The organism is Schaalia cardiffensis F0333 (genome assembly GCF_005886435.1).
Classification (GTDB): domain Bacteria; phylum Actinomycetota; class Actinomycetes; order Actinomycetales; family Actinomycetaceae; genus Pauljensenia; species Pauljensenia cardiffensis.
Map to the genome: position 1 here is coordinate 1,615,334 of NZ_CP040505.1, position 13,567 is coordinate 1,628,900.

The window sequence follows — 13,567 nt, forward strand, 5'->3', positions numbered from 1 at the left end:
TGATCTCTCTCCTCGTCCGCCTCAGCCAGCATATTCACCCCCGGCCTCGTCCCTCATCCTGCCCAGGCAGCGCCTTCGCCCCTGGCCTCGTCCCTCATCCTGCGCGACAATGCCACTATGGCCCCGAAGGATCGCAAACGCCCCGCTCTGCCCGTGTTCGTCGTCGAACTCGGCATGCACGGTGCGAAGAAACGCTACCCGGACGGGCGCAAACTCACGCGCGAAGAACGCGCCTGCCTCCCCCTCATCGCCTCCATCAACGAGGGCGTGCGCGCCGCCAGCGAGCTCGTCGCCACAACTGCGAAATCACCGGACGCCGCATGGCTGATCAAACAATTCCTCAACCCCGTGCCCCTCGCTGGCAGGAAAAAGGTGAAACTGCCATCCCGCCCGCTCCTGCTCAAGGCGATCGCACACCTCGAAGCGATCTACGAAGCCGGGGACCTGACTCTGAGCGCCACCCACACTCCCTCCGAGCCGAAGAAGCACCTCCTGCGGGCAATCGACTCGTGGTTCGCGGCCTTCGATGAGCGGGCCGAGAAGAAACAGTGGAAGAACGTCGAGGGCACTCCCGTCACACTTGAAGGCCTGCGCCGCTGGCAGGCCGATCTCGCCACGATGGACCTCACAGTCATCCCCTATCTCACTCTGCCTCCAGAGTTCGAACGGGCCCTGACGATGGTGGAAGCCTGGGATGACGTCCTCGACCGACGTGGCCACATCGGCGAACGCTTCTCCCTACGCGAGGAGGTCCTCCGCCTCCACAACTGGCCCGGCGACCAGTGGAGAAACGGCGACGACTACGCCTCGGCGCAGAAGAGATTCCATCGACGCTTGAAGAAGGCCCGCGCCCTCGCCGAGGATCCGATTCGCGATGCCATCATGCTGCGCGCCCTCTACCTGCGGGAGGGCCTGTTGCTCGGTCCTGTTGATCCGCTCGACTGGTTCCTCGCAGTGTGCCAATTCCGCTGGGCCGTACCCGAGATGCTCGACATGAGGCCCGAGCTCATGACCTGGAAGCTCGTCGACTGGCTCGCACGCCTAGCCACCCCGATCGAGCACGTCGAGGCGAAGACTCCGAAGTGGGCGCGTTCAGCCGCCTCGCCCGTGGATGTTCCCGAGGGCATGCTCGAGGTCGTGTCCGGCCCCGACCTCATGATCGACCTGGACGAGGACGTTGTCACCGCCCTACCACCGGGGTGTCGGGTCCGGCGTCTCATTGCGAGCGCCCGCACCGCCCTCGGCCCCGATTGGACTGTGTACTGGGTGGACTCCGAGTGGGAGAATTCGCGGCCGATCCTCAACCTCGTCGAATCCGCGAAGCTGCACCCGCAAGTCGTGTTCGTCTCCGATGAACAGCCCGCCGAACTCGCCGAGAAGATCCGTCCCTTCCTGGATCGTGCATACGAAATCCCCACGAATCCCCTCACTGCGCACAGCCATATTCCCGGGGTCATGCCGATCTTCCCCGAGCACCCAGACGCGGGGCTGTGAGAGCCCTTCCGCCAGCACTCACTCCCCCTGCCAGGCCCTCCACAGTGCCGCGTATTCGCCGCCGCATGCCAGCAGCTCCTCATGCGTACCGAGCTCGACAATGGAGCCCTCGACCATGACCGCCACCCGATCAGCGTCCTGCGCCGTATGAAGCCGATGGGCGATCGCGACAACGGTCCTCCCGGAGAGGACCCCACCCAGGGAATCCTCCACTGACCTCGCCGATTCGGGGTCCAAGAGTGACGTCGCCTCATCGAGGACGAGGGTCGCCGGATCCATCAGGGCGATCCTGGCGAGTGCGATCTGCTGGGCGCGCGCAGGCGTCAACTGGGTGCCGCCCGCGCCGACTCGCATCCCGAGCCCGCCCTCGTCTTGAACCCACGAGTCCGCGCCGACAAGTTTGAGCGCCGCCCACAGCTCCTCATCGGAAGCATCGACGCGGGCGAGCCGGACGTTATCGGCGATGGTGCCGACGAAGACGTGGTGCTCCTGAGTGACGAGGACGACCCGCCGGTGCAGTTCTTCTTCGGGCAGCTCGACGAGCTCGGCTTGCCCAGAGCGTACATGCCCCGAAGTCGGCGGATGGATGCCTGCGATCATGCGTCCGAGTGTCGATTTGCCCGCACCCGAAGGGCCGACGATCGCGAGAGTCTCGCCCTCGTGGAGTTCCAGGTCGATGCCGTGCAGGACGGGGCGTCCTTCGTGATAGGCGTAGGAGACCCCCTCGACGCGGATCGGGCCATCGCCTCGGGCCTGCGGATTCGTTCTCCGGTCGGGCTCAACGAGTTCGACGCCGAAGATCCGTTGAAGCGAGATCCACGCGAATTGGAGCTCGTCAATCCAAAAGGTTGCCTGCCACAGGGGCGTGCGAATCTGGTAGCAGTACATGACGAGTGTCGTCACCGAGCCCGCGGTGAGGACACCCGCCGGCACTAGGATGGCCCCAAGAAGGATCATCGCGGCAATCGGGACGAGGGTCACGGCGACCATCCCCAAGAAGAGGAAGCCCCGCATCCACGCCCCGTAACGTTCAAGGCGCCACATTTGGGCGAGCATCGAGTCAAAGGTTCGGTGTCTTCCCGCTCCGAGCCTCAGGGCGTCAACGGCCTCGGCCTGGGTGACCGTCTCGGACAGGTGGCCGGAGAATACCGCGATCATCGCCGCAGAGGCGCGGTAGGCGGGGATCGTCCTGGGCATGTACCACAGGCTCACGCCAACGACGCCAATGATCTCGATAGGAAGAATCCATGCGAGGCTCGGTGCGGCAACGAAGGCGGCACCGAGGGTCACTCCGATGGTCATCAGGAGGATGAGGATCGTCGATAGGCCCTGGCGGATCATCATCTGGACGCGGTCGATGTCCGTCGTGGTACGACTGATGAGGTCTCCGCTTCCCGCAGTCTCAACAGTCGACAGGGGAAGATGGACGACAGAGTCGACGAGACCGTCGCGCAGCCGGGCGAAGACCGTCTCGCCGAGGATTCTCGCCCGGGTCTCGGCCCACCAGGCGAGGATGAAGTTCGCGACGACGAACACGACAGCGAGAAGGAGGAGCCGACGCACCCACGCGCCACCCATTCCCGCGCGGATGCCGTCGATGATGTCGCCGACGATCCAGGGCAGGGCCACGGAGGCCAGTGCGGCGGCGAGTTGGAGGAAGAGAACGAGGGCTACTCCCCCGGCGTGAGCGTGCAGGAGTCCGATGAGGCGTCGCCGTGTGAGGGCTGCCGGGGCGATGGGGAGTCTGCGGCTCATGCGTCTTCTCCTCGTCGGGCGAGGATCTTACGGGCGGCGCACGTCGTCTCCGGCGCATCAGAGGGGGCGGAGTCGATTGCGTCGGGGGTGGTTTCGCCGATCACATGGCCTTCGGCGTCGAGGACGATGATGCGCTCTGCGGCTCGCGCAAGAATCGGCGACTCCGTGACGAGGACCGTGGTGCGACCGGCGCGCTCGAGGGGCAATCGTTCGGCGATGATTGCCTCGGTGTGGGAGTCGAGGGCGGAGGTCGGCTCGACGAGGAGGAGGATGGGGGCGTCTTGAGCGTAGGCTCGGGCCAGCGCGAGGCGCTGGCGCTGGCCTCCTGAAAGGTTGCGGCCCAGTTCGCTGAGTCTGCCGTCAAGACCCGCATCGAGCGAGTCGATAACGTCGGCGGCGGCCGCTGCTTCCAGGGCTGAGAACAGGCGAGGGTCGTGTTCTTCTGCGTCTTTGTTCTCGCTGCTTTGCTTTAACTCATCACCGAGTTCGGCGTTTTCCAAGACGTTGCGGTAGATGGCTTCGGTGGTCCCGGGGACTCGTTCTTCGGGGGCGCGACTGCCGAGCAGGGCGTCGCGCAGGGTTCCGGCGAAGATTTGCGGGATCTCTTCGGCGAGGAGGATGCTTTCGCGGACCTCGTCAATGGGTAGCTCGGCGAGTGCGATGGTGCCCTTTGGGGCGACTAGGAGCCCGTTGTCTTCCGAGTCGTCGATGCGTGCGAGCCGTCGGCAGACACGGAGCGCCATATCTGGGGCGGGTGCGAGGATCACGCTGATCGCTGCGGGAGTGATGCAAACTTCGCTCACTGGGTCGATGAGTTGGGCGTGGGCCCACTGCGGGCTGGGCTCGTCCTCGTCAGTCGGCGGCACGTCCCCGCGCGTCGGCGGCGCATTCTCACCCGTCGGTGGTGTGTCCCCGCCCTTCACGGGAGTGTCCCGCACCATCGGCTCGATGCCGAGCAGGTCGGCGGCTCGTTTCGCTCCGACCCAGGCTCGCGTCATGTGCTCAACGGATTCGCCGAGGAGCCACACGGGGTGGCGCAGGTAGACCGTGTACCCGTAGAAGGCGAGAAGTTGTCCGACGCTCATCCGTGCCTCGGAAACGAGGACGGCTCCCTGTGCGACGACAAGGACGGAGAAGAGCATCGGCGCGGCAGAGCGGATCGCCGCAAGGAGGGAGACCGTGGGGGCGACGCGGATACCTGCGGCGCGTACCCGCGCGGACTGGGCGCGGTAGGCGCGGGTGTAGGTCGTTTCACCTCCGATGCCTCGGAGGATCCGCAGCCCCTGGACCGCGTCTGTCGAGATGGAGGTGAGTTCTCCTTGTTCAGCGCGAAAGGCGGATTGACGCTGTTCCAAGGGTTTGGCGATGAGGAGGAGAAGCGCGAAGAGGAGCGGCATGCCGATGATGACGATGAGACCGAGACTCACCGAGACTCGCAGCATGAGGACGGCGACGAGGACCACGGCGGCTGCGGAGGCCAGGAGTTCGGGGATCAGCGCGGTCGCCCGTCCGAGGGCGTGCGCGTCGGCGTTGACGGCAGTGAGGATGTCTCCGGCTGATGAGGCGCGTTTGAAGGAGCGGGCTCGATCCGAGGTTCTTTCGCTCAGTGTTCTGGGGGCGCCGACTGCGGATCCCATCCAGGCGCTGATTTCGGTGAGCTGCGCCAGACTGTCTCCGATGGCGACGAGAAGGATGATGAGGAGGAAGAGGCCCGTCCATTCGGCGAGTTGGAGTGAGAGCCCGAAGGCGAGGGCAGCGTCGAGTGTGTGCCCCATTGCCCAGGAAATGAGGGCCGAGGCAAGGGCGCCCAATCCGGACGTGAGGGTGGCGAGGACGAGGGCACCGCGTCTGCGGGCGAGCAGCATCTTGAGGAAGGGGCCGGGTCTGGCGGGAAGCGGCCATGCCGGTCCTTTGAGGGTGCGAAGGGGGCGGGGCCAGCGGCCGGGCAGGGGCCCTAGAGGGGGTAGGTTCACGCCTGCTCGCGACGCGATCTCCTCGTAGGTCCTCTTCACTATCCCCTCGTTCCGATCAGTTTCGATTCATGGTGTGCGCCCGATGCCGAGGGGCCTGCGAGGAAGGGCCGCCCCGGGTGCGCGCGTCTTCCACGCACTCCTGAGAACACTCCTTTGACGGCCTTGTGTCCGCCCTGGGCGTGCGCGTCTTCCACGCAAGCGCGGGGCTGACCTTCCCCTCGCATCGTGGTCCGCCCGCCTGCGAGTGTCTTCCACGATACGGTGACTCGCTCAAGGCGTCGCGTCATCGCTCCGGTCTTGGAGGCATTGTCCCTCCGCTCCGAGCGTTCCCTCCCCGTCCTTTCGTTTCTTCCCAAGTGGAGGCAATCCCCTCCCGCGCTATCTGGTGATCAAGCGTGAATTCGAGTCCACGTGCTGAGTGGAGGGAATAATGACATCTGGAGGGTTTATATCCCCTCCACTTGTCGCCAAACCCTCCACTCGCAGTCGTCGACAAAGGCTCGATGCGCCCAGGTGAAGGGGTCAGTCCCCATCGGCGAAGGCTCAGTGCGCGAAATGACGAGTACCCGTGAGGTACATCGTGATGCCCGCCGCTTTCGCCGCCTCAATGGATTCGGCATCGCGAACGGAGCCGCCGGGCTGGACAACGGCCTTCACACCCGCGTCAATGAGAACCTGCAGACCATCAGCGAAGGGGAAGAACGCGTCAGAGGCCGCAACCGCACCGATGGAACGCTGCTCGGGCGCATCCGACACGAGATCCTCGCTCCTCGCGCCGCCTGCCGAATCAATCTGCGCCCCCGCGCCCTTCGCCGCGTCGCCCGTCGAACGGCCGCCAAGCGTGTTGGCTCGCTCGACCGCGAGCTTGCACGAATCAACCCGGTTGACCTGGCCCATGCCAACGCCAATCGAAGCCCCATCCTTGACGAGGAGGATCGCATTTGAGCGCACAGCTCGGACCGTCCGCCACGCGAACTCCAGGTCGGCGAGGGTCTTCGCGTCGGCAGGTTCACCCGCGACGAGCGTCCAGTTCTCCGGGGAATCACCGGGGGCATCGACCTCGTCGCGCTCCTGAACGAGCAGGCCGCCGGAGATCTGCTTGAATTCGCGGCCACCGCGCTCGGGCGGGAGGACCTCGAGGACGCGGAGGTTCTTCTTCGTGGACAAGACTTCAAGGGCCCCGTCCTCGTAGGCGGGGGCGAGGACGACCTCGGTGAAGATCTGGACGATCTGTTCGGCAAGCTCAAGCGTCACGGGCCGGTTGACTGCGATGACGCCCCCGAAGGCGGAGACGGGATCGCAGGCGTGCGCCTTGCGATGCGCTTGAGCGACATCCTCGGCCACCGCGATACCGCAGGGGTTGGCGTGCTTGATAATCGCGACGCAAGGAAGCTCGTGGTCGTAGGCGGCGCGCAGGGCCGCGTCACCGTCGGTGTAGTTGTTGTAGCTCATCGCCTTGCCGTGAAGCTGGCGGGCGTTCGCGATCCCGGGGAGGAGTTCGACGTCCTCGTCGCCGTCTTCGAACTCTTCCTCAATGTTGATCTCGCGGTAAACGGCAGCCCCCTGATGTGGGTTCTCACCGTAACGCAGGGCCTCGACGCGTTCGAAAGCATCGGCGGCGTAAACGGGGAAGGCTCCCTCTTCGGCGCCCGATTCGAGGACAGCCTCCTCGTCCTCGGAAAGCTCGAAGCCCAAGGAAGAGAGGAAGGCGGCGTCGGAGGCGTCAAGATGACGCTCGCAGGCCTCGGCAATCTCCTCGCGCAGGTCGTCACGGTCGAGTTGCTCCGCGAACCAGCCGGAGATTGCAAGGTCATAGGTCGCGGTGTGCACGAAGGCTTCACCGGCCAGGCCGCGGCGCTCCTCAAGGGTGAATCCCCCACCTTGAGCTGCAGCGATGACTTCGGAGTAGCGCGTGGGCGAAGTGACGACCGCGACGGAAGGGTGGTTCTTCGCGGCGGCGCGGACCATGGAGGGGCCGCCGATGTCGATCTGCTCAACGCACTCGTCGAAGGGTGCACCGGAGGCGACGGTCTCACTGAAGGGGTAGAGATTGCAGACCACGAGGTCGAAAGCTCCGACCTGAAGATCGTCGATCTGCTGGCGATGCTCGGATTTGCGCTGGTCAGCGAGGATGCCCGCGTGGATCATCGGGTGAAGGGTCTTGACGCGTCCTTCGAGGACCTCCGGGAAGCCGGTGACATCCTCGACGGGGGTGACTCGGATCCCAGCCTCGGCAATGGTTTTGGCGGTTGAGCCGGTCGAGACGATCTCCACTCCCGCCTGCGACAGGGCACTCGCGAGTTCCACGAGTCCGGTCTTGTCGTAAACGGAGATGAGGGCCCTGTTGAGGGGGCGAAGGTCGATGGGTTCAAGGTTGTCCAAGCGAACGGACATGCTTCCTCCGGTAAAGGTCGATCATCATGCCCGGCGCCCAGGCGGGCGGCGCCTCACGGGAACTGCCGGCCGCTCCCCGGTGGTGCCCCACCCTCGCCAGTTGCGACCGCCTCAAGCCTATCCCCCACTCACCCGGGTTCGGCAAGCCCGAGGACGGGGCTCAGTGTTCCCGAGGGTGGGAGGCGCGGTGCTGGTGCCGAGCGGAGGCGAGGCGTTCCTGAGGTGGAAGGTGCGTTTGCCACGCGGCGACACCTGGAAGAAGCGCGATTCCCAAGGCAGGAAGTGAGGCGACCACACGGCGATACCTGGGGGAGGTGAGGCACTACTCATGGGTGAGAAACTCCTTCAGAGTGAAGGGCGGTGTTCCTCTGGGTGAGGTGCCACTATTCATTTCAGTGACAACCCCAATTCCAGTGTTCCTCTGGGGCAAGAACCGGCAGGTGTTGGTTCAAGCTCCTCAGTGGAACTGTGGAGGCACTTTCAGTCCTCTTCCTCCTGCGTGCCCTCAGCGTGCGCTGATTCAGCGTGCACTGCGCTTCTTGAAAGTTCAGCGATTTCAACCGTTTCGGCGAGCTGTTCGGCCGGTGATTTCACGCTCGGAACGACATGCTGAGTCGTCCCGAGGAGTTCTTCAACGCTCACCGGGACCGGGGCTTTGGGAATCGGACGCTCGGCATGAGAGGAGTCCCCGGACTCAGTTTGGCCTTGTTCGGAGGCTGTCACTTGAGCCCGTGCTCGGGATGAGGCCCTGTCGTGGCCCTTCTCTGTAACGTCTTCTGTGCTTTCTGCGCCCGTTGCGCCCTTGGCGCGATGCTCGCCCGTGTCAAGGAGGTCCTCGCCGACCTCGCTGCGGTACTCAGCGGCCTCACCCTCACCATCGTTCATGCGGTATTTACCGTCCTCGTCAGCGCGGAAGTCACCGTCCTCGTCACCGCGCTCCTCGGCGTGATCCGCAAAGCTGTGCTGCTCACCAGAGTCGCCGTTGTCCTCACCCGGACTGTCAAGGCCCGCACTGTTCTCATGCGCTTCCAGAGCACCCGTCGCGCGTTCCCCGCCCTCCTTCGAGTACTCTCCGTCTTCGGCCAGGGGCCTCCCAGCCTCATTCACGTGCTCCCCGCCCTGAGCCAAGTGTCCTTCGCCGAAAGAGCCAGTCTCAGAATCATCCTCACCTTCGGAGGAGTCCCCCACAGACGAGTCCCCCATAAGCAAGTCCTCCAGAGAAGAATCCCCTGCAACTGTCCTCGAAGAAGACGCGGGGGCCCCTTCCTCGTCAATGGGAATCGGGAAAACCGGGGGCTCGGGCACGGGCTGGTTGCGCGAAATCGCCCACTGGGAGCGCGCCCACCAAACGCTGCGCGGATGAACGCCGACCATCCCCGCAAAGAAACCACCCCCGAATTCGAAGATCAGAGTCAGGACGACCGGGAAAAGCGGAGGGCCGACATGGGTCAAACGAGTATCACCCAGAACCAAAATCGAACTCGCGAACCACACGAAACCCACGAGCGTGAGCACCCCAATTCCCGAAGCGGCGACGTAGCACTGCTCGCGAAGACTTGCGCGAGTGTGCTTCCTCCCCCACCAGGCACCCACTGCAATACCGATACCAATCGGCGCGAGGATCGTCCAATAGTCCGGCGTCGAAGTCGGCAAAGCCCCTAGAAGGGGGATGGCGGGAATCGGCAGTGTCGGCGCAGAAGCGGGAGAATGCAGGGCATCCACTCCGACGTAGACGCCGGGCCCGAGGATCCACGCCAGACTCCACGCGAGCACGCTCGGGAGATAACAGAGCTGGGCGAGCACCACGAGGATGTTCGCGAAGGTCGAGTCGGCGAGAAGGAGCGCGTGAATCTGGCGGATCTGGTCCCAATGCGTCGCGACGGCGAGCACCGAAAGCACAACGGACAAGGCAAGAACACAGATGAGGAGCCACGATCCCGCTTTCACGCCTTCGCGGATAACGCTGGGGACGCGCAACACCTCCCAAGGGTTGTCGCTCACGTCGAAAGCGGCCCAAGCTGCGGCGATCCCGGGAATCAGGAGGGCCCCGGGGGCTGCCTCCCACCAGCGCGCATGCTCAGCGCTCGTCCCCACGATCACGAACGCGGACAGAGCGAAGGCGGGCACCGAGCACCATTGGGATGCCGCAGAAAATTCGGCGCTCTGACGTAAAAGCAGACGCAGGACGAGGACGAGGAGCACTCCGACAAGGGTCGGTGTCGCCCGGTAGGCGATCCCGCCCAGATGGAGTGGCGCCCCTAAGACGAGGGCGAGGAGGTCTGAGCCCGCATGGAGGGCCTGATCCCAGGTGGCCTCGCCCATCCACGGGTTCGAGGCGACCGTCGCGAAGGCGGCGACGGAGGCGGCGGTCGTCACAGCCCAGGTCATGAAGATCGTCTCGATCGCACTGAGGCCGACCCGGGCCCACCCGTCGGGCAGTTCCAGGCGGGTCCGTTGTCGCGGGGCCACGTATGTGGTCGTGAGTGTGCGGGGCTGTGGCCTGGGGGAAGGGGTCTCGTTCATATCACCCCCATGGTCGCGTACGCCGGGGGCTGGGCGGAGCGCGCAGCGCCGGGCTTCTTCAGATTGGGGTGGGAAGGGAGGAGAAGAAGGGCTGGGGTGACCCGGCGGGGGCTGGGCAGGGCCGGAGGTGTGGCGGTCAAGGCCGGACGCGGCTGGGCGGGGCGGGGCTGGCCACAAGTCGGACCTTAGAACGCGTCAAAGCCTCCTCACGGGGCGAATTCCACGTTTCACCCCGCCCATCGTCCGACTTGTGCCCGACCTACACTCTCCCAAGCCCCGGCTCCCAGCCCGGCCCAGGCGCGCAGCAACCCAAACCCCAACCCAAGCCCGGCAGGGCCGGAGCGGGCCACAAGTCGGACCTTAGAACGCGTCAAAGCCTCCACACGAGGCGAATTCCACGTTTCACCCCGCCTATCGTCCGACTTGTGCCCGACCTACACTCTCCCAAGCCCCGGCTCCCAGCCCAGGCCCACCCCAGGCACTCAGCCCAGGCCGGCCCAGGCTCCCCAGCCCCTCTCAGCCCTGCAGGATTTGGCGCGCCAGAGCCGCGGTTTGCGAGGGCGTACGCCCGACCTTCACACCGACAGCCTCAAGAGCTTCTGCTTTCGCCGCAGCTGTTCCTGAAGAACCGGACACGATCGCGCCCGCGTGCCCCATGGTTTTGCCTTCGGGGGCGGTGAATCCGGCGACGTAGCCGACGACGGGCTTCGTCATATGCTCGGCGATCCACGCGGCCGCGCGTTCTTCCGCGTCGCCGCCGATCTCGCCAATCATGACGACGAGTTCGGTGTCAGGATCGGCTTCGAAGGCTTCGAGGGCGTCGATGTGGGTGGTGCCCACGACGGGGTCCCCGCCGATCCCGAGGCAGGTGGTGAAACCGATATCGCGGAGCTCGTACATGAGCTGGTAGGTGAGCGTGCCCGACTTCGACACGAGGCCGATACGACCCGGACCTGTGATGTCCGCTGGCGTAATGCCGACATTGGATTGTCCGGGGCTGATGATTCCGGGGCAATTCGGGCCGATCAGGCGTACGCCCGCTTCAAGAGCACGGTTGACGAAGACGGTCGCATCGGCGACGGGGATTCCCTCGGTGATGACGACGATCGTCTGGATGCCCGCGTCGATCGCTTCAAGGGCGGCATCCTTCGCGAAAGCCGGTGGCACGAAGATCACGGTGGTGTTCGCGCCGGTTGCGGCCATGCCTTCGGCGACGGTGCCGAATACGGGGACCTCCACGTCCCCGTTTCTCACGCGTTGGGCGGCGGGCCCGTAGCCTTCGACCTCGAAGGTGAGGGTGGTGCCTGCCTTGCGGGGGTTGACTCCGCCGACGATTCGTGTTCCCGCGCTGAGCATGCGGCGGGTGTGTTTGCGTCCTTCAGCACCGGTCATTCCCTGTACGAGGACCAGGGAGTCCGAGTCGAGGAAGATCGTCATTGTTCTTCAGTCCTTCCCAGTCACTTCGCTGCTGCGAGTTCGGCGGCGGTGCGGGCCGCCTCGTCCATCGTCTCGACCATGTGGATGAGCGGGTGATTCGCCGCAGAGATGATCGCTCGTCCCTCTTCGACCTTGTTGCCGTCGAGTCTGACGACGATCGGCTTGGCGGCCTGATCTCCGAGGACTTCGAGTGCTTCGAGGATCCCGTTCGCGACGGCGTCGCAGGCGGTGATTCCTCCGAAGACGTTGACGAAGACGGAGCGGACCTGCTCGTCTCCGAGGATCACTTCGAGTCCTTTCGCCATGACTTGCGCTGATGCTCCGCCGCCGATGTCGAGGAAGTTCGCGGGTCTGACACCTAGGTCTTCACCGGCTATCGCGACGACGTCGAGGGTTGACATGACGAGGCCCGCCCCGTTGCCGATGATGCCGACTTCTCCTTCGAGGCGAACGTAATTCAGGCCAGCGGCCTTCGCCGCTGCTTCGCGCGGATCCTGGGTTTTCACGTCGACGAGGGCTTCGTGGTCGGGGTGGCGGAATCGCGCGTTGTCGTCGAGCGTGACTTTCCCGTCGACGGCCCAGAGGCTCCCGTCAGTCGCCAGGACGAGAGGGTTTACTTCGACGAGGGTCGCGTCCTCTTGTGTGAAGACCTCCCAGAGTTTGACGAGGACGGGGGCGATCCTGTCTGCACGTTCGGGCGCGAAACCGGCCTCGTGGAGGATTTCGCGGGCGATCGTGTCGTCAATGCCGCTGAGAGGGTCGAGGGCGACTTTCGCGAGCGCTTCGGGGCGTTCCTTCGCGAGGGTTTCAATGTCCATCCCTCCTTCTTTGGAGCACAGCGCGAGATGGCGGCGCTTCGAACGGTCGAGGAGGATTGAGAAGTAGTATTCCTCGGCGATGTCGGCGCCGGAGGCGATGAGGAGGGTTTCGACGATGTGGCCCTTGATGTCTAAGCCGAGGATCGCCTGTGCCTTTTCTGCTGCTTCTTCGGGGGTTCGGGCGAGCTTGACGCCGCCGGCTTTGCCTCGTCCGCCGGTTTTGACTTGGGCTTTGACGACGAGGAGTTCGGCTCCTTCGGCAAGAAGGGCCTGTGCAGCGTTGCGGGCTTCTTCGGGGCTGGTGGCGACGCGGTCGGGTAAGACGGGTACCCCGTGTCGACGGAACAAGTCTCGGGCTTGGTATTCGTACAGATCCACCTCGAGTTTCCTTCCTGATGGTCGGCGTGCGAAGGCCGATTGGGATTTCTCGACGTCGAAAAATCCAGGTTCAGCCTACAAGCATCTAGGCATTACGTCCTATCTTTCATCTTGGGGGATCAAGATCTCCACGAGGACGAGGACGGGGCACCCTTTGGGAACAGTTGCGTTGACTCCCATCACCGGAGTGTCTGAACAACCCGGGATCGCGTGAAAGAGGACAGCCTGAGGCATCCATCCACACCTCGCGGATCGCAAGAGAACCCTTGTGATTCCCTGAGGTAGCATCGAGGCGATCTTCGATGAGTTAGGGGCTGAAATGAGCGCGGAGCTCCTCAGTATGTGGACCGATCTTCTTCGGGAGCGCACTCGACTGGTGGATGATGCGTATTCCTCCCTCAAGAGTGTGCGACTCGAGGCCGCCCCGGACTTAGGTCCTTCTTCCTCTCCGGCTCGTGCCGTTCTTCAGGGTCTTGAAAGCGATATTCCTGACTGCGCGCTCGTCGTTGACACGATTGCGAGTTCGATGATCGCGGCAGCGAATTCCTTCGAGGATCTTGAGGAGCAGATCCGGTCGGGAATGGTGTCCGAGTTGACGGCCTTCGATGCGTGAGGGTGTGCGATGAGTGGAATCGTGGATTGTCGTGTGAGGGTAGCGCCGAACTCGCCTACCGCTTGTGCGACTTCACTGAAATCCGAACTGGTGAAGCTTCTTGATGCTCAGGAGTGCCTGAATGCGGTCCTTTCCTCACTTGTTGAGACCTTGAGCGGGGCTACTGTTGCTGCGATTCGCTA

At 64.4% G+C, this 13,567-nt stretch carries 9 protein-coding genes and 1 riboswitch; of the genes, 2 read left to right on the forward strand and 7 right to left on the reverse strand.

The window, feature by feature from the left end:
- Positions 1–117 precede the first annotated feature (117 nt).
- Positions 118–1,494 carry a hypothetical protein gene (locus FFA61_RS06790; RefSeq protein WP_005965044.1) on the forward strand — a complete coding sequence of 459 codons (1,377 nt, stop codon included), beginning with the start codon at positions 118–120 and terminating at the stop codon, positions 1,492–1,494.
- An 18-nt stretch (positions 1,495–1,512) separates the two neighbouring features.
- Here FFA61_RS06790 and FFA61_RS06795 read toward each other — a convergent pair whose 3' ends face one another.
- The 7 genes from FFA61_RS06795 to sucC form a co-directional block, all read right to left on the reverse strand.
- Positions 1,513–3,249: an ABC transporter ATP-binding protein gene (locus FFA61_RS06795; protein ID WP_005965047.1), complete on the reverse strand. Its 1,737-nt coding sequence runs from the start codon at positions 3,247–3,249 to the stop codon at positions 1,513–1,515.
- On the reverse strand, positions 3,246–5,261 hold the full coding sequence (locus tag FFA61_RS09315; protein ID WP_040314224.1) for an ABC transporter transmembrane domain-containing protein: 2,016 nt from the start codon (positions 5,259–5,261) through the stop codon (positions 3,246–3,248). Before FFA61_RS09315 ends, FFA61_RS06795 begins: the two co-directional genes overlap by 4 nt.
- On the reverse strand, positions 5,261–5,509 hold the full coding sequence (locus FFA61_RS06805) for a hypothetical protein (RefSeq protein ID WP_040314226.1): 249 nt from the start codon (positions 5,507–5,509) through the stop codon (positions 5,261–5,263). Before FFA61_RS06805 ends, FFA61_RS09315 begins: the two co-directional genes overlap by 1 nt.
- A 256-nt stretch (positions 5,510–5,765) precedes the next feature.
- Positions 5,766–7,616, reverse strand: a complete 1,851-nt coding sequence (gene purH / locus FFA61_RS06810) for a bifunctional phosphoribosylaminoimidazolecarboxamide formyltransferase/IMP cyclohydrolase (protein ID WP_005965056.1) — start codon at positions 7,614–7,616, stop codon at positions 5,766–5,768.
- Between the two features lie 28 nt (positions 7,617–7,644).
- A riboswitch (ZMP/ZTP riboswitch) is annotated at positions 7,645–7,730 on the reverse strand.
- A 366-nt stretch (positions 7,731–8,096) separates the two neighbouring features.
- Positions 8,097–10,085: a cell division protein PerM gene (locus FFA61_RS06815; RefSeq protein ID WP_131247369.1), complete on the reverse strand. Its 1,989-nt coding sequence runs from the start codon at positions 10,083–10,085 to the stop codon at positions 8,097–8,099.
- A 570-nt stretch (positions 10,086–10,655) separates the two neighbouring features.
- Positions 10,656–11,576, reverse strand: coding sequence for a succinate--CoA ligase subunit alpha (sucD, locus tag FFA61_RS06820; protein ID WP_005965061.1), 921 nt, complete (start codon positions 11,574–11,576; stop codon positions 10,656–10,658).
- A 20-nt stretch (positions 11,577–11,596) separates the two neighbouring features.
- The gene (gene sucC / locus FFA61_RS06825) at positions 11,597–12,772 is read right to left on the reverse strand and encodes an ADP-forming succinate--CoA ligase subunit beta (RefSeq protein ID WP_005965064.1); all 1,176 of its coding nucleotides are present in this window, start codon (positions 12,770–12,772) and stop codon (positions 11,597–11,599) included.
- Between the two features lie 319 nt (positions 12,773–13,091).
- On the opposite strand from sucC, the gene FFA61_RS06830 reads away from it, so the two are divergent.
- Complete coding sequence (locus FFA61_RS06830; RefSeq protein WP_005965069.1) at positions 13,092–13,385, forward strand: hypothetical protein; 294 nt, start codon at positions 13,092–13,094, stop codon at positions 13,383–13,385.
- The last annotated feature ends 182 nt before the right edge of the window (positions 13,386–13,567 follow it).

Bases quoted from the DNA above. Each gene is read 5' to 3' on its own strand.
- FFA61_RS06790 (WP_005965044.1), top strand. From the start codon at position 118: ATGGCCCCGAAGGATCGCAAACGCCCCGCTCTGCCCGTGTTCGTCGTC.
- FFA61_RS06795 (WP_005965047.1), bottom strand. From the start codon at position 3,249: ATGAGCCGCAGACTCCCCATCGCCCCGGCAGCCCTCACACGGCGACGC.
- FFA61_RS06805 (WP_040314226.1), bottom strand. From the start codon at position 5,509: ATGACGCGACGCCTTGAGCGAGTCACCGTATCGTGGAAGACACTCGCA.
- purH (WP_005965056.1), bottom strand. From the start codon at position 7,616: ATGTCCGTTCGCTTGGACAACCTTGAACCCATCGACCTTCGCCCCCTC.
- sucD (WP_005965061.1), bottom strand. From the start codon at position 11,576: ATGACGATCTTCCTCGACTCGGACTCCCTGGTCCTCGTACAGGGAATG.
- FFA61_RS06830 (WP_005965069.1), top strand. From the start codon at position 13,092: ATGAGCGCGGAGCTCCTCAGTATGTGGACCGATCTTCTTCGGGAGCGC.